At 70.1% G+C, this 18,028-nt stretch carries 19 protein-coding genes; 15 read left to right on the top strand and 4 right to left on the bottom strand.

What is annotated here, in order from left to right:
* The first annotated feature begins 1 nt into the window (after position 1).
* The 4 genes from FB470_RS04800 (at position 2) to FB470_RS04785 (ending at position 3,314) form a co-directional block, all read left to right on the top strand.
* Entirely contained in the window at positions 2-949 is a 948-nt protein-coding gene (locus tag FB470_RS04800) for a F0F1 ATP synthase subunit gamma (RefSeq protein ID WP_306999055.1), read from the top strand.
* Complete coding sequence (atpD, locus tag FB470_RS04795; protein ID WP_306989070.1) at positions 950-2,374, top strand: F0F1 ATP synthase subunit beta; 1,425 nt, start codon at positions 950-952, stop codon at positions 2,372-2,374.
* Between the two features lie 115 nt (positions 2,375-2,489).
* Positions 2,490-2,855: a F0F1 ATP synthase subunit epsilon gene (locus FB470_RS04790; RefSeq protein ID WP_306989068.1), complete on the top strand. Its 366-nt coding sequence runs from the start codon at positions 2,490-2,492 to the stop codon at positions 2,853-2,855.
* A 24-nt stretch (positions 2,856-2,879) separates the two neighbouring features.
* Positions 2,880-3,314 (top strand): DUF2550 domain-containing protein, encoded by a 435-nt coding sequence (locus FB470_RS04785; protein WP_306989066.1) that lies wholly within the window; start codon positions 2,880-2,882, stop codon positions 3,312-3,314.
* A gap of 82 nt (positions 3,315-3,396) precedes the next feature.
* On the opposite strand, the gene FB470_RS04780 is transcribed toward FB470_RS04785, so the two are convergent.
* Positions 3,397-3,972: a cob(I)yrinic acid a,c-diamide adenosyltransferase gene (locus FB470_RS04780; protein WP_306989064.1), complete on the bottom strand. Its 576-nt coding sequence runs from the start codon at positions 3,970-3,972 to the stop codon at positions 3,397-3,399.
* 10 nt (positions 3,973-3,982) lie between these two features.
* Positions 3,983-5,488, bottom strand: a complete 1,506-nt coding sequence (locus FB470_RS04775; protein WP_306989063.1) for a M16 family metallopeptidase — start codon at positions 5,486-5,488, stop codon at positions 3,983-3,985.
* 151 nt (positions 5,489-5,639) lie between these two features.
* On the opposite strand from FB470_RS04775, the gene murA reads away from it, so the two are divergent.
* Entirely contained in the window at positions 5,640-6,914 is a 1,275-nt protein-coding gene (gene murA / locus FB470_RS04770; protein WP_306989061.1) for a UDP-N-acetylglucosamine 1-carboxyvinyltransferase, read from the top strand.
* A gap of 71 nt (positions 6,915-6,985) precedes the next feature.
* Positions 6,986-7,555, top strand: a complete 570-nt coding sequence (locus tag FB470_RS04765) for a Uma2 family endonuclease (RefSeq protein WP_306989059.1) — start codon at positions 6,986-6,988, stop codon at positions 7,553-7,555.
* Between the two features lie 2 nt (positions 7,556-7,557).
* On the opposite strand, the gene FB470_RS04760 is transcribed toward FB470_RS04765, so the two are convergent.
* Positions 7,558-8,181, bottom strand: a complete 624-nt coding sequence (locus FB470_RS04760) for a LysE family translocator (RefSeq protein ID WP_306989057.1) — start codon at positions 8,179-8,181, stop codon at positions 7,558-7,560.
* Between the two features lie 133 nt (positions 8,182-8,314).
* On the opposite strand from FB470_RS04760, the gene FB470_RS04755 reads away from it, so the two are divergent.
* From FB470_RS04755 to FB470_RS04715, 9 genes are all read left to right on the top strand, one after another.
* Positions 8,315-10,336: a protein meaA gene (locus FB470_RS04755; RefSeq protein ID WP_306989055.1), complete on the top strand. Its 2,022-nt coding sequence runs from the start codon at positions 8,315-8,317 to the stop codon at positions 10,334-10,336.
* 154 nt (positions 10,337-10,490) lie between these two features.
* Positions 10,491-11,384 carry an ectoine/hydroxyectoine ABC transporter substrate-binding protein EhuB gene (gene ehuB / locus FB470_RS04750; RefSeq protein ID WP_306989053.1) on the top strand — a complete coding sequence of 298 codons (894 nt, stop codon included), beginning with the start codon at positions 10,491-10,493 and terminating at the stop codon, positions 11,382-11,384.
* 22 nt (positions 11,385-11,406) lie between these two features.
* Positions 11,407-12,111, top strand: coding sequence for an ectoine/hydroxyectoine ABC transporter permease subunit EhuC (gene ehuC, locus FB470_RS04745; RefSeq protein WP_306989051.1), 705 nt, complete (start codon positions 11,407-11,409; stop codon positions 12,109-12,111).
* Positions 12,111-12,767, top strand: coding sequence for an ectoine/hydroxyectoine ABC transporter permease subunit EhuD (gene ehuD / locus FB470_RS04740; protein ID WP_306989049.1), 657 nt, complete (start codon positions 12,111-12,113; stop codon positions 12,765-12,767). The genes ehuC and ehuD overlap by 1 nt, the downstream gene beginning before the upstream one ends.
* 1 nt (position 12,768) lies before the next feature.
* On the top strand, positions 12,769-13,533 hold the full coding sequence (gene ehuA / locus FB470_RS04735; protein WP_306999053.1) for an ectoine/hydroxyectoine ABC transporter ATP-binding protein EhuA: 765 nt from the start codon (positions 12,769-12,771) through the stop codon (positions 13,531-13,533).
* 199 nt (positions 13,534-13,732) lie between these two features.
* Positions 13,733-15,037 carry a cation:dicarboxylate symporter family transporter gene (locus FB470_RS04730; protein ID WP_306989047.1) on the top strand — a complete coding sequence of 435 codons (1,305 nt, stop codon included), beginning with the start codon at positions 13,733-13,735 and terminating at the stop codon, positions 15,035-15,037.
* An 11-nt stretch (positions 15,038-15,048) separates the two neighbouring features.
* Positions 15,049-15,552 (top strand): carboxymuconolactone decarboxylase family protein, encoded by a 504-nt coding sequence (locus tag FB470_RS04725; protein ID WP_306989045.1) that lies wholly within the window; start codon positions 15,049-15,051, stop codon positions 15,550-15,552.
* The gene (locus tag FB470_RS04720) at positions 15,549-16,349 is read left to right on the top strand and encodes an SDR family NAD(P)-dependent oxidoreductase (protein ID WP_306989043.1); all 801 of its coding nucleotides are present in this window, start codon (positions 15,549-15,551) and stop codon (positions 16,347-16,349) included. The genes FB470_RS04725 and FB470_RS04720 overlap by 4 nt, the downstream gene beginning before the upstream one ends.
* A complete protein-coding gene (locus tag FB470_RS04715; RefSeq protein ID WP_306989041.1) occupies positions 16,349-17,224 on the top strand; it encodes an amidohydrolase family protein in 876 nt (291 codons plus the stop codon). Before FB470_RS04720 ends, FB470_RS04715 begins: the two co-directional genes overlap by 1 nt.
* Here FB470_RS04715 and FB470_RS04710 read toward each other — a convergent pair.
* Entirely contained in the window at positions 17,221-17,991 is a 771-nt protein-coding gene (locus tag FB470_RS04710) for an IclR family transcriptional regulator domain-containing protein (protein WP_306989040.1), read from the bottom strand. The two genes, FB470_RS04715 and FB470_RS04710, sit on opposite strands and share 4 nt — an antisense overlap.
* Positions 17,992-18,028 lie beyond the last annotated feature (37 nt).

The following is an 18,028-nucleotide window of genomic DNA, read 5'->3' as shown; positions in this document are numbered from 1 at the left end:
GCTGATGGCGCAACTTCGCGAGCTCCGGGCAAAGATCCGGGCGACGAAATCGATCGGCAAGATCACCAAGGCGATGGAGCTGATCGCCACCTCGCGGATCGGCCGTGCCCAGGCACGGGTCGAGGCTTCGCGCCCGTACGCCACGGAGATCACCAAGGTGCTCTCCGCCCTGGCGGGCGGGGCCGCGAGCCTCGACGACCCGTTCCTCGTCCAGCGGCCGAACCCGAAGCGGGCGGCCGTGCTGGTGGTGACCAGTGACAAGGGCCTGTGCGGTGGTTACAACACCAACGTGCTGCGGGCGACCGAGGAGCTGCTGTCGCTGCTGCGTTCCGAGGGCAAGGAACCGCACGTCTACGTCATCGGCGGCAAGGGCCTGAACTACTACCGGTTCCGGGGCCGCGAGGTCGCCGGCAGCTGGACGGGGTTCTCGGACCAGCCGCACTACGAGAACGCCGCGGCGGCGGGGGAGACCCTGACCAAGGCGTTCCTCGCCGGCGCGGACGACGACGCGAACGGCCCGGGCGAGGACGGCGTCCTCGGCGTGGACGAGGTGCACATCGTGTACACCGAGTTCAAGTCGATGCTGACCCAGACCCCGGTCGCCAAGCGGATGGCCCCGCTCGAGATCGAGTACGCCGAGGAGGGCGCCGAGCCCGCCCCGGGCGACATCCTCCCCGCGTACGAGTTCGAGCCCAGCGCGGACCGGCTGCTGTCGGCCCTGCTGCCGAAGTACATCAACACGCGGATCTTTTCGGCCCTGCTGGAGTCGGCCGCTTCCGAGCTGGCCGCCCGCCGCACCGCCATGAAGTCGGCGTCGGACAACGCCAAGGACCTCGTGGAGACCTACACCCGGCTGGCCAACCAGGCCCGGCAGGCCCAGATCACGCAGGAGATCAGCGAAATCGTCGGTGGGGCCGATGCGCTCGCCGCTGTAGGAAGTGATGAGTAGATGACCACCACTGAAACCCGGACCAAGGGCCGGATCGTCTCGGTGACCGGCCCGGTCGTCGACGTGGAGTTCCCGCGCGGCGCCGTGCCCGAGCTGTTCAACGCGCTCAAGGTCGAGGTCGACTTCGAGCAGCTGCGCAAGACGATCACCCTCGAGGTGGCGCAGCACCTCGGCGACAACCTCGTCCGCACGATCTCGCTGGCCCCGCAGGACGGTCTCGTCCGTGGCGCCGAGGTCATCGACACCGGTGCGCCGATCTCGGTGCCGGTCGGCGACGAGGTCAAGGGCCACGTCTACAACGCGCTGGGCGACTGCCTCGACCAGCCGGGCTACGGCGCGGACCTGGAGCGCTGGAGCATCCACCGCAAGCCGCCGGCCTTCGACCAGCTCGAGGGCAAGACCGAGATGCTGGAGACCGGCCTCAAGGTCATCGACCTGCTCACCCCGTACGTGCAGGGTGGCAAGATCGGCCTGTTCGGCGGCGCCGGCGTGGGCAAGACGGTTCTGATCAAGGAAATGATCACCCGTGTCGCCCGGAACTTCGGTGGCACCTCGGTGTTCGCCGGTGTCGGCGAGCGGACCCGTGAGGGCACCGACCTGTTCCTGGAGATGAGCGAGGACGGCGTCATCAACGACACCGCGCTCGTGTTCGGCCAGATGGACGAGCCGCCGGGCACCCGTATGCGGGTCGCGCTGTCCGCGCTGACGATGGCGGAGTACTTCCGCGACATCAAGAACCAGGACGTGCTGCTGTTCATCGACAACATCTTCCGGTTCACCCAGGCCGGTTCCGAGGTGTCGACCCTGCTGGGCCGCATGCCTTCGGCCGTGGGTTACCAGCCGACGCTGGCCGACGAGATGGGTGAGCTGCAGGAGCGGATCACCTCGACCAAGGGCCGTTCGATCACCTCGATGCAGGCGATCTACGTGCCGGCGGACGACTACACCGACCCGGCGCCTGCCACCACGTTCGCCCACCTGGACGCCACCACCGAGCTGTCCCGGTCGGTGTTCCAGAAGGGCATCTTCCCGGCGGTCGACCCGCTGGCGTCCACCTCGACGATCCTCGACCCGGCCATCGTCGGTGAGGACCACTACCGGGTGGCGTCCGAGGTCATCCGGATCCTGCAGAAGTACAAGGAGCTGCAGGACATCATCGCGATCCTCGGTATGGACGAGCTGTCCGAAGAGGACAAGCTGACCGTGCAGCGGGCGCGCCGCATCGAGCGGTTCCTGTCGCAGAACATGCTGGTCGCCGAGCAGTTCACCGGCCAGCCGGGTTCGACCGTGCCGCGGGCGGAGACCGTCGAGGCGTTCGACAAGATCGCCAAGGGCGAGTTCGACCACTACCCGGAGCAGGCGTTCCTGGGCATCGGTGGCCTCGACGACCTCGAGAAGAAGTACAAGGAACTCACCGGCAAGTGATGTCGGGACGACGGCGGGGTGGGGTGTCCTTTATGGACTTCCGCCCCGCCGTTGTCGTAACCGGTCGCGAACCTATTAGACTGCGCTCATCGGCGCGGGAACGAAGGAGAGCTACGTGGCTGAGATGACCGTCGAGCTTGTCGCCGTCGAGCGCCGCCTCTGGTCCGGTCAGGCGACGTTCGTGGTCGCGCAGACCACTGAGGGTGAGATCGGCCTGATGCCGGGTCACGAACCGGTACTCGGTCAGCTCGTCGAGGGTGGCGTCGTCAAGGTGACGACCACGGACGGTGAGACCGTCCGCGCCGCGGTCCACGGTGGCTTCCTCTCCGTGACCGCCGAGCGGGTGAGCATCCTCGCCGAGTCGGCCGAGCTCGCCGAGGAGATCGACGTGGAGGCCGCCCGGTCGGCCCTGAGCGGCGAGGACGAGGCGGAGCGCGCCAGGGCGACAGCCCGGCTCCGCGCGGCCGGTCAGTCGGTCTGATACGGCGTCGAGCAGGAGCCGGCCGTGGAAATCGCCCTCGTCGTCCTGGTCGTCCTGCTCGGTCTTGCCGTTCTCGCGTTCTGGTACGCCCTCCGGTGGGTCCGGATGCGCCGCGGTGGTGGCGTGAGCGTCGCGCTGCGGTGGGATCCGGACAACGCCCGCGCCGGCTGGCACCTGGGGCTCGGCCGGTACGAGGGTGAGGTGTTCGCGTGGTACCGGGTGTGGAGCCTGCGGACCGGCCCGGACCGCGTCTTCGAGCGCGAAACGCTGATGATCGCCGACCGCCGCGACCCGATCGGCACGGAAGCCTACGCGGTCCCCTCCGACGCGACGGTCCTGCGCTGCGAGTCGGCCGTGCAGGCGCCGATCGAGATCGCGATGGGGCCGGACGCGCTGACGGGCTTCCTGTCGTGGCTGGAGTCCGCCCCGCCCGGGCGGCAGGTGCCGCGGGCTTCCTGATCAGGGCGCTGCTCCCCGGGAGCGGCGCTCCTTTGCTGTTTGAGGGTTTCCCGGGTCTCTTCGGCCTGGCTCGGGCGGCGGATCAGGCCTCGGCGCCGCCGGGCTGCCACAGCACGTCGCCGTCCGGGTTGGCCAGCCGGGCCAGGATGAAGAGCAGGTCGGACAGCCGGTTCAGGTACTTCACCGCCAGCACGTTCGTGCGCTCCGGGTCGGCCTCGACCAGCGCCCACCCGGCCCGCTCGGCGCGCCGGCTCACCGTCCGCGCCTGGTGCAGGAACGCGGCTCCCGGGGTGCCGCCCGGCAGGATGAACGACGTCAGCTTCGGCAGGCGCTCGTTGAACTCGTCGCACCAGCCTTCGAGCCGCTCGACATACGCCTCGGTGATGCGCAGCGGCGGGAACTCCGGATCGGGCACCACCGGCGAGCACAGGTCGGCGCCCACGTCGAACAGGTCGTTCTGCACGCGCCGCAGCACCGCGGCGACCTCCTCGGACAGCCCGCCCATCGCCAGGGCCAGCCCGACCACCGAGTTCGTCTCGTCGACGTCGGCGTAGGCGGCCAGCCGCGGGTCGGTCTTCGGGACGCGCGAGCCGTCGCCGAGCGCGGTCGTGCCGTTATCGCCGACCCTGGTGTACACGCGGTTGATCCGTACCGGCATACCCAGAACTCTACGACTGCTCGAACATCCGCATGGCCTCCGGCGTTTCGAAACACACCGCCGGATCGATGCGCGCCCGCAGGTCCCGCACCAGCGCCCGCCCGCCACGCCAGTCGCCGGGCCGCACGGTGATCGCCCCGCCGTGCCGCCCGAACAGGTGCAGGATCGGCAGCTGACCGTCGGTGTGCTCGATGCCGACCCCGGCGAGATCGTCGAACCGCACCACCGCGGCGGGCGAGGAGCCCGGCCCGAAGTAGGTGGACAGGCCGTCGTCGCCCACCACGAGCCGGTAGTTGCGCGGCGTCGTCGCACCGACCAGCGCCCGCTTCACCTCCCGTCCCGGTGGCGCGGGCAGCGGGCTGCCGGGCAGCTCGGGCAGGTCCCGCGGCACGGACCGCTCCGGCGCGCACAACACCAGCCGCGCGGCGAGATCGCGGGCGGCCGCGGCGACGGCCGCCGGGTCGAGGCCGGCCAGCACCCGCGACTGGTGCCCGGCAGCCGACGGCCAGCCGGTCAGCTCGCTCATCGCCGCGTCGAACGCCCGGTACAGCGCGAACTCCCGTGACCCGATCTCCTCGGCGAGCCCGGCCCGGTCGGCCGACAGCTCCTCCTCGGTCGGCCCGCCGCGACCCAGCTCCGCCAGCTCGGCGCGGATCGCCTCGACCACCCGGCCGGCGTGCTTGTCCGGCACGTCGGTGCCGAACCCGAGGACGGCCCGGTCGGGGTCGACCACCTGGTGGTCCAACGCGATGTCGTAGACCAGCCCCTCGAGGTGACGCAGCCGGTCGGTGAGCCGGTGGATCAGGATCCCGGCCGCGCACGCCGTTTCCGCGGTCCAGTCGACGAGCGCACAGCCGACCACGCCGTTGGGGATGCTCGTGTGCGCCGGCGTGGGCAGGTCGAACGGCTGCGCCGCCACCGGCTGCCGGGGCGGGCCGCCGGGCAGGGGCAGCCTCAGGCCGGCCGGGGGCGGGCCGGACAGCACGAGCGCCGCGTTGCCGCGGTGGAACCAGCGCGCGCCCCATTCACGCACCTGGTCCGGGCCGGCGTGGACGGCCGCGAGCTGGACGTTGCCGGCCAGGCCGAACGCCCGGTTGCCGAACCACAGCGCGGACGGCAGCCACGCGGTCACCGCCGGGCCCTCGCTGCCGCGCTCCTCGGCCAGCAGCACGCCCCGCTCCAGCCGGAGCGGGCCGGTGTCCAGGTTCGCCAGCGAGACGCACACGCGGCGCAGGTGCTCGACGACGTTCTCCGGGCCGCTCGTGACGTCGAAGCTGGTGTGCAGGACCTCGGTGGCGGCGTTGTTCTCGTACCGGGTGGTGCGCACCCGCCGCATCGCCAGGTGCTCGACCAGGTGCGTGATACCGGTCTCCAGGAACGTCTCGTGGGCGAGGCCGACTCCGAACAGCAGGCTCGCGCTGAGCCGGCCGGGCTGGTCGGTCCAGAAGACCGGGACGCCGTCGATCTCGGTCCGGTGCACCTCGGGCAGGGACGGAGACGCCGGCGGGGTCAGCATTTCGCTCAAGGTTCCCCCAGTTGGTGGGACGCACGGGCGCATGATCGCCGCGGGAGGCACAGTGTTTCACACGTTCGTGCGAAGTCGGTCGCCCTCTGTTATCCCCTGCCCCTCCGTTCGAGTGCCCGAACCGGCAGGCATGATGGCGGCCATGAGCGAGCACTTCGACGTGCACGGTGGTGCGCGGCTGGTGGGCGAGGTCGAGGTCGTCGGCGCCAAGAACAGCGTTCTGAAGCTGATGGCCGCCGCGCTGCTCGCCGAGGGCACCACCACGATCACCAACTGCCCGCAGATCCTCGATGTCCCGCTGATGGCGGACGTGCTGCGCAGCGTCGGGTGCGAGGTGGTCCTGGACGGCGACACCGCGAAGATCACGACGCCGTCCGAGCTGTCCCACCGGGCCGACTCACCCGCGATGGGCAAGCTGCGGGCGTCGGTCTGCGTGCTCGGCCCGCTCGTCGGCCGGCTCAAGCGGGCCGTGGTGGCGCTGCCCGGCGGGGACGCGATCGGGTCCCGGCCGCTGGACATGCACCAGAACGGGCTGCGGGCGCTCGGCGCGACGAGCACCATCGAGCACGGCTGCGTGGTGGCCAAGGCCGACGAGCTCAAGGGCGCGCAGATCTGGCTGGACTTCCCGAGCGTCGGCGCGACCGAGAACATCCTGATGGCGGCGGTTCTGGCGCAGGGCACGACGGTGATCGACAACGCGGCACGCGAGCCGGAGATCGTCGACATCTGCGTGATGCTGAACGAGATGGGCGCGCAGATCGAGGGCGCAGGCACGTCGACGCTGACCGTGCACGGCGTGTCCGAGCTGCACCCGACCGAGCACCGCGTGATCGGCGACCGGATCGTGGGTGCGACGTGGGCGTTCGCCGCGGCGATGACCCGCGGCGACCTGACGGTCAAGGGCGTCAACCCGCACCACCTGGACCTGGTGCTGGAGAAGCTGCGCATGGCCGGTGCCGAGGTGACCACGTTCGACGAGAGCGGGTTCCGGGTCGTGCAGAACGACCGGCCCAAGGCGGTCGACTTCGTGACCCTGCCCTACCCGGGGTTCGCCACGGACCTGCAGCCGTTCGCGGTCGCGTTGTCCGCGGTGTCCGAAGGGACGTCGATGATCACGGAGAACGTGTACGAGGCGCGGTTCCGGTTCATCGAAGAGATGGTGCGCCTGGGAGCCGATGCCCGCACCGACGGGCACCACGCGGTGGTCCGCGGGGTCGACCGGTTGTCCAGCGCGCCGGTCTGGGCGTCCGACATCCGCGCCGGCGCGGGCCTGGTGCTGGCCGGCCTGTGCGCCGACGGGATCACCGAGATCTGGGACGTGTTCCACATCGACCGCGGGTACCCGTACTTCGTGGAGAACCTGAACCGGCTGGGCGCGCGCGTGGAGAGGGTGATCGGCGCGGCGGAGCGCTCCTGAGCGCGCCTCTACTTCCGGCGTTGTTGGATGTCAAGTAGCCTCGGACCAGGATCTCAGGGTTTGGGGGTCGGATGACGGCGCTGCCCGAGTGGATGGTGCTCCCGCCCGGCGGTTTGACGGCGGCAGACTACGAAGCCCTTCCGGAGGAAGTGTGCCGCAGTCTGGAAATCGTCGATGGAGCCATTGTCGTGGCTCCGGCCCCCCGCCGGGTGCATCAGATCTTCGCTCGCCGGTTGGCCAACGTCCTCGAGGAAGCCACGACTGACGAGTGGGCCGTTGCCACTGATGTCGATCTCCGCCTCCGGGATCTTCCGCTGCTCAACCGCAGGCCCGGTCTCGTGGTGTTCAGCTCGTCACTGGACGAGGACGCGGTGCTCCGGCCGCAGCACTGCCTTCTGGTCGTCGAGGTGATGTCGCCCGGGTCGGTCACCGCTGACCAGACCGACAAACCCGCCGAGTACGCCGGTGCGCGGATTCCGCACTTCTGGCGCGTCGAGGGCCTGGACGGGCGCGAGCCGTCCCTCTTCCGCTACCGGCTCGACCCCACCACTCGCGCCTACGCCTCGGCGGGCGTGGACACCGGCAAGGTCACCGTCACCGAGCCGTTCGAGGTCACGGTCGACCTCCCGGCCCTGCTCTGAACTCAGTCCGCCGCCAGCGCGATCCCGAACCCGATCAGCGCCGTGCCCGTCACGGCGTCCATGGTGCGGCGCACGCGCCGCCGGCGGAGCCAGGCGTTCACCCGGTGCACCACCAGCAGCAGCCCCAGCTGCCACACGGTCCCCACGACCAGCACGGTGTAGGCCAGCAGCAGCGCGTCGCCCGCGCCGGTGGTCGCCGGGTCGAGGAACTGCGGCAGCACGGACAGGTAGAAGGCCAGCACCTTCGGGTTGGTGATGTTCGACAGGAACCCCTCCCGCCACCGGCGGAACCCGGTCGCCCGGCGGCGCTCCAGCGCGTCCAGCGCCGCGTAGTCCCCGCGCCACGCCCCGCGCAGCGCCTGGAACCCCAGCCAGCACAGGTACACCACACCGGCCCAGCGGACGGTCTCGAACACCGGTTGCCACCGCACGATCAGCGCACCCAGCCCGAGCCCGACCGCGGTGGCCTGCACGAAGTTGCCGAGCGCGATGCCCGAACACGCGTACAACCCGCCGCGCGCCCCGCCCGAGAGGGCGTTCTTCAGCACGACCATGGTGTCCGGCCCCGGCGCGATCGCGATCAGCACCACGAACACCAGGTAGCTCGCATACAGGCTCCACGTCACATCCCCGAGGCTAACCCGGCGCCCACAATGGGGTCAGGTGGATTTCGCGCCCAGTGACGTGCGTCCTTGCGGTGCTGCGCGAGAGAGTTACCGGCAAGTACGCTCCTGGTGTCGTCCATCTGGAGGTGCACCGATGCCCTACCCCACGGATCGCGAGCGGGACCGCCCCTGGGTGATGCGCACGTACGCCGGGCATTCGTCGGCCGCGGCCTCCAACGAGCTGTACCGCCGCAACCTCGCCAAGGGCCAGACCGGCCTGTCGGTCGCCTTCGACCTGCCCACCCAGACCGGCTACGACCCGGACCACCCGCTGTCCAAGGGCGAGGTCGGCAAGGTCGGCGTCCCCGTCTCGCACATCGGCGACATGCGGCGCCTCTTCGCCGGCATCCCGCTGGCCGAGGCCAACACCTCGATGACGATCAACGCGCCGGCCATGTGGCTGCTCGCGCTCTACGTCACCGTCGCGCAGGAGCAGGCCGACGCCGAGGGCCGCGACCGCGACGAGGTGCTCGCCAAGCTCACCGGCACCACGCAGAACGACATCATCAAGGAGTACCTCTCCCGCGGTACCCACATCTTCCCGCCCGCCCCGAGCCTGCGGCTGATCACCGACGTGATCGCCTGGACGGTGCACCACATCCCGAAGTGGAACCCGATCAACATCTGCAGCTACCACCTGCAGGAGGCGGGCGCGACGCCGACGCAGGAGGTCGCCTACGCCCTGTCCACCGCCGTCGCGGTGCTCGACGCCGTGCGGGACTCCGGCCAGGTCGAGCCGCGGGACATGCCGAAGGTCGTCGGGCGGATCTCGTTCTTCGTCAACGCCGGGGTCCGCTTCGTCGAAGAGATGTGCAAGATGCGCGCGTTCGCCCGGCTGTGGGACGAGATCACCCGTGACCGCTACGGCGTCGAGGACCCGAAGGCGCGCCGCCTGCGGTACGGGGTCCAGGTCAACTCGCTCGGGCTGACCGAGGCCCAGCCGGAGAACAACGTCCAGCGGATCGTGCTGGAGATGCTCGGCGTGTCGCTCTCGCGCGACGCCCGTGCCCGCGCGATCCAGCTGCCCGCCTGGAACGAGGCCCTCGGCCTGCCCCGCCCGTGGGACCAGCAGTGGGCGCTGCGCATGCAACAGGTGCTCGCCTACGAGACGGACCTGCTCGAGTACGAGGACATCTTCGCGGGCTCGCACGTCATCGAGGCCAAAGTGGACGAGATCGTCGCGGGCGCACGGGCGGAGATCGACCAGGTGCAGGACCTCGGTGGGGCGGTGGCCGCCGTGGAAAGCGGTTACATGAAGTCGCAGCTGGTCGCGTCGCTGGCCGACTACCGCCGCGGGGTGGAGTCCGGCGAGCGGATCATCGTCGGCGTCAACGAGTTCGACACCACCGAGCCCAGCCCGCTGCAGGCCGAGGGCGCCAAGGCGATCGAGACCGTCGACCCGGCGGTGGAGAAGCAGGCGATCACGGCGCTGGAGGAGTGGCGCTCCCAGCGGGACCAGGCCGCGGTCGACGAGGCGCTCGGCCGGCTGCGCGAGGTGGCCAGGACCTCGGAGAACCTGTTCGAGGCGACGCTGGCGTGCGCGGCGGCGGGCGTGACCACCGGGGAGTGGTCCGGCGCGCTGCGCGAGGTGTTCGGCGAGTACCGCGCGCCCACCGGGGTGTCGGCGGCGGCGATGTCGGGCGACGCGAGCGAGCTGTCCCGCGTGCGCGACCGGGTGCGCGCCACCGGCGAGGAGCTGGGCGAGCGCCTGCGGATCCTGGTCGGCAAGCCGGGCCTGGACGGGCACTCCAACGGCGCCGAGCAGGTCGCCGTCCGGGCCAGGGACGTCGGCTTCGAGGTGGTCTACCAGGGCATCCGGCTGACCCCGGAGCAGATCGTGGCGGCCGCCGTGCAGGAGGGCGTGCACGTCGTCGGCCTGTCGGTGCTGTCCGGCTCGCACCTGGAGGTCGTGCCGCAGGTGGTCGACGGGCTCCGGGCGGCGGGCGCCGGCGACGTCCCGGTGATCGTGGGCGGCATCATCCCCTCCGACGACGCGCGGTCGCTCCTCGAGCGCGGCATCGCCCGGGTCTTCACGCCCAAGGACTACGAACTGACCGAGATCATGGACGAAATCGTCACGGTTGTCCGGGAACGCCACGGGTTGCCGCAGGACTGAGCCACTTCTGTCACTCCGCGTGCGCACCGTCCACACGCAACGTCGATCTCTTTCCGATAACAGCGAGTGGCGATCTCGTCGCATCTTTTGACCCGATCAGGGGCACCGCCTACGTTCAGTGAACCGGCTGGACCGAATAAGGGGTGCGACGAAGATGACGCACGGTCAGTGGACGCGACGGGACTTCTTCCGGCGATCGGCGGTCGTTGGCGCCGCCGCGGTGGCGGGACCGACCTTGTTGGCGGCTTGCCAGAGCACGCAGAGCGGGGACACGCTCGCCACGGCGAGAAGCTCCAAGACGATCAGGATCGGCATCGCCAACGAAGCCCCGTACGGGTTCGCCGACACCTCGGGCAACACCACGGGACAGGCCCCCGAGGTGGCGCGGGCGGTCTTCAAGGGCCTGGGGGTCGACACCGTCCAGGCCAACGTCGTGCCGTTCGACCAGCTGATCCCGGCGCTCAACGCCAAGCAGTTCGACGTCGTGGCGGCGGGCATGAACATCACGCCGACGCGGTGCAAGGCGGCGCTGTTCTCCGACCCGGACTACTCGGCGCTGACCGCGTTGCTGGTGCCGAGCGGCAACCCGCAGGGGATCAAGACCCTCGCCGACGTGGCCGCGAAGAAGGCCAGGATCGCCGTGCTGTCCGCCGCGGTGGAGAAGGGCTACGCGACCGCGGCCGGCGTGTCCGAGGACCAGATCGAGACCCTGGACACCCAGGACAACATGCTGCGGGCCGTGACCGCCGGCCGCGTGTACTGCGCCGCGCTCACCGACATCTCGCTGAAGTGGCTGGTGAAGCAGAACCCGAACTCGGGCGTCGAGGTCACGCCAGGGTTCCAGCCCACCCAGAACGGTCAGCCGGTGCAGACCGCCGGCGGTTTCGTGTTCCGCAAGGACGACACGTCGCTGCGCGACGCCTTCAACCAGCAGCTGAAGACGTTGCACGACAACGGGGAGTGGCTGCGCATCGCCTCGCCGTTCGGGTTCGACCAGAGCAACCTGCCGAAGCCCGGACTGACGACCGACAAGCTCTGCTCGGCCTGACACCCGGGTTCGGGGGCGCGTCGTGTCCGACTCGACATCCAACATCATCTCGACCATCCTCGGTGGACTCGGCGCGACGGTGTACGCGACGGTCGGCGGTATCGCGCTGACCATCGTGCTCGCCTTCCTCGCCGGGCTCGCGATGCTGTCGAGGTCCCGGACGGTGCGGTTCATCAGCCGGGTCTACGTCGAGGGCTTCCGCGGGACGTCGGAGGTCGTGCAGCTGTTCTGGCTGTACTTCGTGCTGCCGGCACTGGTCGGGTTCAAGCTCGTCCCGTTGTTCGCCGGCATCGTCGTGCTCGGGCTGAACCACGGCGCGTATGGCGCGGAAATCGTCCGCGGTGCCGTGCAGTCCGTGCCGCCCGCGCAACGTGAGGGCGCGGTGGCGCTGTCGTTCAGCCCGGCGCAGCGCATGTTCCGCGTGATCCTGCCGCAGGCGGTGGTGGAGATGCTGCCACCGTTCAACAACCTCTTCATCCAGCTGATGAAGAGCACCGCGCTGTTGTACTTCATCTCGGCCGGTGAGATCACCGAGAAGGGCGAGCTGCTGCGGCCGGTGTACGGCAGCCAGCTCGTGCTGATCTACGGCGTCGAGCTGTTGTGCTACCTGGCGATCGCGGTGATCATCACGATCGTCATGCGCGTGCTGGAACGCGTGCTGTCCCGGCGGCTGGGTCGTGCGGCGCCGAAGCGGCAGAACGTGTGGGCCAGGGCGGGGGCGGCCTGATGGAGTGGAACTGGTCCTACGTCTGGGAATCCATCCCGCTGCTGCTGAAAGGGTTGCTGGTCACCGTCGAGCTGACGCTGCTCGGCTCCGCGGTGGCGTACGTGCTGGGTCTGGTGCTCGCACTACTGCGGCGCGCCCGGATCCCGGTGCTGAGCCAGCTGGTGTACCTGTTCATCGAGGTGGTGCGCAGCACGCCGCTGCTCATCCAGGTGTTCTTCATCTTCTACCTGCTGTGGCCCGCCCTCGGTATCACGCCTTCGGCGTTCCTGACCGGCGTGCTCGCGCTCGGCATCCACTACGCCACCTACACGTCCGAGGTGTACCGGGCCGGCATCGACGCCATCCCGAAAGGACAGTGGGAGGCCGCGACCGCGCTGAGCCTCCCGCGGTCGCGGGTGTGGACGGGCATCATCCTGCCGCAGGCGGTTCCGCGGCTGCTGCCCGCGCTGGGCAACTACATGATCTCGATGTTCAAGGAAACCCCGCTGTTGCTCAGCATCGGTGTGCTCGAGGTGCTCAACCGGGCCAAGGAGCAGGGCGCGGCGACCTTCCAGGTCATCGAGCCCTACACCCTGGCGGGCATCCTGTTCCTGCTGATCAGTTACCCGTCGTCGATCCTGGTGCGAAGGTTGGAACGCCGTGTCGGACAGCTCTGAGATGATCCGGTTCGAGGGGGTCGTCAAGAAGTTCGGTGACCACGTGGTGCTGCGGGAGCTGAACTTCACCGTCAGGCCCGGCGAGTTCGTCACGCTGATCGGCCCGAGCGGATCGGGCAAGACCACGATCCTGCGCCTGCTGATGACGCTGGAGCAGGTGAACTCCGGGCGCATCTACGTCGGCGGCGAGTGCCTGTCCCACGTCGAGAAGGGCGGGCGGTTCGTCCCGGCCGGGGACAAGCACCAGCGCCGCATGCGCAAGCGGATCGGCATGGTGTTCCAGCAGTTCAACCTGTTCCCGAACATGAAGGTGCTGCAGAACATCACCGAGGCGCCGATGCGGGCGCTCGGGCTGTCCCGCGCGGAGGCCGAGCAGCGCGGCCGGGAACTGCTGGACATGGTGGGGCTGGCCGAAAAGGCCGACGCCCACCCGTCCCAGCTCTCCGGCGGCCAGCAGCAGCGGGTGGCGATCGCGCGGGCGCTCGCGATGCGGCCGGAGGTGCTGCTGCTGGACGAGGTGACCTCGGCGCTGGACCCGGAACTCGTGGCCGGAGTGCTCAAGGTGCTCAAGGACATCGCGTCCACCACCGACATCACGTTCCTGTGCGTCACGCACGAGATGCAGTTCGCCCGCGACGTCTCCGACCGGGTCCTGATGTTCGACCACGGCCAGATCATCGAGGACGCGCCACCGGACAAGCTGTTCACCGACCCGGACCACGAGCGGACCCGGGAGTTCCTGCAAGCAGTGCTCGACCGCGGATGAGCGCGGCGGAGGGTGGCCCAACGCTGACCTGCCGAGTGACGCGAGGCCCGGCCTGAGCTGAACGATGAGCCGGCGGGCCATGTCGGCTCCTCGCCGTGGCTCGTCATCGGACCGGGTTGACCTTCGTGCGCCCCGCTGTGCGAAACTCCTGTTCGTCAGACGTGCAGATGTACGTCAGACGAACACAAGGGAGACGAAGATGTCGGCCGGATCGTTCCTGCGCACCGCCTTCACCACGAAGCTCTACGTCACCGTCCTGGTGGCGATCGTCCTCGGCGCGGCCCTGGGCTTCGCCGCGCCGGGTGTGGGCACCGCGCTGCAACCCGTGGGCACCGGGTTCATCGAGCTCATCCAGATGCTCATCGCGCCGGTGGTGTTCTGCACGATCGTCACCGGCATCGCCTCCGCCGGTGAGCTCGCCAGCGTCGGGCGCATCGGCGTCAAGGCGCTCGTCTACTTCGAGGTCCTGACGACGATCGCGCTGATCGTGGGCCTCATCGTGATGGACCTGTTCAACCCGGGCGGCGGCATCCACGCCGACCCGGCCGCGCTGCACCTGTCCGGCAGCGCCCAGCAGTACGCGCAGACCGGCGAATCCCAGCACTGGTACGACTTCCTGGTCAACATCATCCCGGACACGGTCGTCAGCGCGTTCACCGGCGGCAACGTCCTCCAGGTCCTGCTGGTCTCGATCCTGTTCGCGATCGCGGTCAAGGCGCTGGGGGAGCGAGGCGCCCCGGTGATCCGCGGCATCGAGCGGATCGGCGAGGTGGTGTTCGGGATCGTCAAGCTCGTCATGTACCTGGCGCCGGTCGGCGCGTTCGCCGCGATGGCCTACACGACGGGAAAGTTCGGCGCGTCCACGTTGGCCAGTCTGGGTGGCGTGGTCCTGTTGTTCTGGGGCGCCGGGATCGTGTTCTGCCTCGTCGTGTTCGGCGCGGTCGCCCGGCTGTGCGGCATCCGGATCCTCAAGCTCTACCGCTACTTCAAGGACGAACTCCTCATCACCCTCGGCACCGCGAACTACGAGGTGGTCATGCCGCAGCTGATGCGCAAACTCGAGCACCTCGGCTGCCCGAAGCGGATCGTCGGCCTGGTCGTGCCGTCCGGGTACGCCTTCAACGGTGACGGGGTCTGCCTCTACCTCGGCTTCGCCTCGCTCTACATCGCCCAGGCCTTCGACGTGAACCTGACCATCTGGCAGCAGGTCGGGCTGCTCGCCGTCTTCATGATCACCTCGAAGGGCAGCGCGGGCGTCGCCGGTGCCGGGTTCGTCATCCTCGCCGCGACCCTGTCCACCACGGGCGTCGTCCCGGTCGCCGGGATCATGCTGGTCCTGGGCGTCGACCGGTTCCTGTCCACCATGCGCGGCCTGGTCAGCCTGTGCGGGCAGATGCTCGGCAGCATCGTCGTCAGCCGCTGGGAGGGCGTCTTCGACCGAGACCGCGCACGCCGGGTCCTCGACGGGCTCGAGCCCGTCCCCGCGACCGTCGCAGTGAACTAGAAGGGAAACACATGGCCAGGCTGGACTACGTGGATTCGGCCGGTGAGGTCGCCGACCGGATCCGCGCGCGCCGAGGGGGGCGCCTGACCCCGCTGGACGGCATGCTGCTGCACAGCCCGCCGTTCGCCGACGGCTGGAACAGCCTGCTGGGCGCCATCCGCGGTCAGGGCACGCTGCCCGGCGACCTGCGGGAGCTCGCGGTGCTGCGCGTCGCCGAGCTGAACGGCGCCGAGTACGAATGGGCGGCGCACGAACCGGTCGCCAAGGAGGAGGGCATGACGGCCGAGCAGATCGCCGCCCTGCGCGAGGGCGGGGACCGTGGTGTCCTGGACGCCCGGCAGCGCGCCGTCCTCGACTACACCGACGCGATGACCAGGAAGATCGCCGTGCCGGACGAGCTGTTCGCGGCCCTGCACGAGCACTTCGGTCCGCGCGAGATCGTCGAGCTGACTGTCACCGTCGGCGCCTACAACCTGGTGTCGCGGTTCCTCGTCGCCCTGGAGGTCGGCTCGTGACCGGCAGGCTGGGCGGCAAGGTCGCGATCATCACCGGCGCCGGCAGCGTCGGCCCCGGCTGGGGCAACGGCCGCGCCGCCGCCGTGCTGTTCGCCCGTGAGGGCGCGAAGATCTTCGCCGTGGACCTCAACCAGGAGGCGCTGGCCGAGACCGTCCGGACGGTCGAGTCGGAGGGCGGCGTGATCCGCACGCACCTGTGCGACGTGACCGACAGCGCGGCCGTCGCGGCGATGGTCCAGGCGTGCCAGGCCGAGTTCGGGCGCGTCGACGTCCTGGTCAACAACGTCGGCGGCTCACGCAGGGGCGGTCCGGTCGAGCTGTCCGAAGAGGACTGGCGAGGTCAGCTGGACTACAACCTGACCAGCGTCTTCCTCACCTGCAAGCACACGATCCCGGTGATGAAGGCGCAGGGCGGTGGCGCCATCGTCAACACCGCGTCCACGTCCGGCACCCGCTGGACGGGTTCGGCCCAGGCCGGGTACGCCTCGGCGAAGGCGGGCGTGATCCAGCTGTCCAAGGTGATCGCCGTGCAGCACGCGCCGGACGGCATCCGCGTCAACACCGTGGTGCCGGGTCAGCTGCACACCCCGATGGTCGAAGCCCGGCTGGCCGGGCAACGCGCGGGCGGCGACGTGGCGGCGCTGCTGGCCCAGCGCCTGGCCCGCATTCCCCTCGGCTTCGCCGGTGACGGCCGCGACACCGCGTACGCGGCGCTGTTCCTGGCCTCCGACGAGGCCCGTTTCGTCACCGGCACCGAAATCGTCGTCGACGGCGGCATGACCGCGAGGTGTGACTGATGACCGACCCGCGCAACCCCGGCCCGGACCCCGACCCGCACGCGCCCGCGGTGCCGCTGCCCGCCGGCAGCTGCGACTCGCACTGCCACATCTTCGGGCCCACGGCGAAGTTCCCCTACGCCGAAGACCGGACGTTCACCCCGCCCGAGGCGCCCAAGGAGGACCTCCAGGCGCTGCACCGGCTCCTCGGGTTCGACCGCGCGGTGATCGTGCAGTCCGCCTGTCACGGCAGCGATCACGCGGCGCTGCTCGACGCGCTCGAGACCGGCGGGGGCCGGTATCGCGGGGTCGCGCTGATCCGCCCGACCACGCCCGCCGACGAGGTGAAGCGCCTGCACGAAGCCGGTGTCCGCGGCGCTCGTCTGCACTTCACCCCGCACCTCGGCCCCGCGCCGTCACCGGAGACGATCGGCGCGATCGTCGGCCTGATCCGGCCGTTCGGCTGGCACATCGCCCTGCACGTGGCCGGCAACGGGATCGCCGAGCACGCGGACCTGGTCCGGTCGCTGGGCGTGCGGGTGGTGATCGACCACATGGCGCGCGTCGACCTCCGGCAGGGGCTGGACAGCGAAGCGGTGCGGGCTCTGCTGCGGTTGCTGGAGACCGGTTCGGTGTGGGTCAAGCTCAGCGGTGCCGACCGGATCGCGACCGCGCCGCCGGGCATGGCCGACTCCGCGGCGCTGGGGCGGTTGCTGGCCACCGAGGCGCCGGAGCGGGTGGTGTGGGGGACGGATTTCCCGCACCCGAACACGCACGGTTTCGTGCCCAACGACGGTGACCTGGCCGACCTGATCGCGGAAATCGCGCCGGACGAGGCCGCGCGGAAGCGGTTGCTCGTCACCAACCCGACGCAGTGCTTCTTCGCGGAGGACTAGTGCAGGCCCTGGATGTCGTGGGTGATGGCCTCGGCGGTCTCCAGCAGCCGGGGCACGAACCGGGTGCGGAGCTCGTCCAGCGACACGCGGGCCGCGTTGACGGACACGTTCAGCGCGGCCAGCGTCCGCCCGCCCGACCCGCGCACCGGCGCCGCCGCGGACCGGACGCCCTCCTCGCGTTCCCCGTCGACGACGGCGAACCCCTGTTCGGCGACCCGGTTCAGTTCCGCGCGCAGCTCGGCGGGGTCGGTGATGGTGTTGGGCGTGAGCTTCCGCAGTTCGACGGTGTCCAGATAGGACCGCAGATCGGCCTCCGGCAGCGCGGCGAGGAGGACCCGGCCCATCGACGTCGAGTACGCGGGCAGGCGGGAGCCGACGTTGAGCGTGATGGTCATCGACCGGGAGGCGGGCACGCGCACCACGTACACGATCTCCGGACCGTCCAAAGTGGCCATCGAGCAGGACTCGCGGAGCTCGTCGGCCAGCTCGCGCATGTGCGGCTGGGCGTGCTCCCAGAACGGCAGGGCGGCCAGGTAGCCGTAGCCGAGCCGCAGGACACCGGCGGTGAGGCGGAAGCGGCGGTCGTCGACCTCGGCGAACCCGAGGCGTTCGAGGGTCAGCAGGATGCGGCGCGCTGTGGCGCGGGTGAAACCGGTGGCCGCGGCCGCCTCGCTCACCGTCATGGCGGGACGCTCGGCGGAAAACGCCTGCAGCAGCCGGAAGGCCTTCTCCACCGAGTCGATGACGTCGGGGTCCTCTCTCGACACTGCCGCTCCTCGCCGTGGTCGCTGCCTCACGGAAACG

It is taken from the genome of Amycolatopsis thermophila, from assembly GCF_030814215.1.
GTDB lineage: Bacteria > Actinomycetota > Actinomycetes > Mycobacteriales > Pseudonocardiaceae > Amycolatopsis_E > Amycolatopsis_E thermophila.
Note: the sequence above shows the minus strand (reverse complement) of the source record. Positions and strands in the feature narration are given on the sequence as shown.

What these genes read in the sequence shown, in the direction of transcription:
- atpD (WP_306989070.1), top strand. Translation starts at nt 950, where the DNA reads ATGACCACCACTGAAACCCGGACCAAGGGCCGGATCGTCTCGGTGACC.
- FB470_RS04780 (WP_306989064.1), bottom strand. Translation starts at nt 3,972, where the DNA reads ATGCCGGTACGGATCAACCGCGTGTACACCAGGGTCGGCGATAACGGC.
- FB470_RS04775 (WP_306989063.1), bottom strand. Translation starts at nt 5,488, where the DNA reads ATGCTGACCCCGCCGGCGTCTCCGTCCCTGCCCGAGGTGCACCGGACC.
- murA (WP_306989061.1), top strand. Translation starts at nt 5,640, where the DNA reads ATGAGCGAGCACTTCGACGTGCACGGTGGTGCGCGGCTGGTGGGCGAG.
- FB470_RS04765 (WP_306989059.1), top strand. Translation starts at nt 6,986, where the DNA reads ATGACGGCGCTGCCCGAGTGGATGGTGCTCCCGCCCGGCGGTTTGACG.
- FB470_RS04755 (WP_306989055.1), top strand. Translation starts at nt 8,315, where the DNA reads ATGCCCTACCCCACGGATCGCGAGCGGGACCGCCCCTGGGTGATGCGC.
- ehuB (WP_306989053.1), top strand. Translation starts at nt 10,491, where the DNA reads ATGACGCACGGTCAGTGGACGCGACGGGACTTCTTCCGGCGATCGGCG.
- ehuD (WP_306989049.1), top strand. Translation starts at nt 12,111, where the DNA reads ATGGAGTGGAACTGGTCCTACGTCTGGGAATCCATCCCGCTGCTGCTG.
- ehuA (WP_306999053.1), top strand. Translation starts at nt 12,769, where the DNA reads ATGATCCGGTTCGAGGGGGTCGTCAAGAAGTTCGGTGACCACGTGGTG.
- FB470_RS04730 (WP_306989047.1), top strand. Translation starts at nt 13,733, where the DNA reads ATGTCGGCCGGATCGTTCCTGCGCACCGCCTTCACCACGAAGCTCTAC.
- FB470_RS04725 (WP_306989045.1), top strand. Translation starts at nt 15,049, where the DNA reads ATGGCCAGGCTGGACTACGTGGATTCGGCCGGTGAGGTCGCCGACCGG.
- FB470_RS04715 (WP_306989041.1), top strand. Translation starts at nt 16,349, where the DNA reads ATGACCGACCCGCGCAACCCCGGCCCGGACCCCGACCCGCACGCGCCC.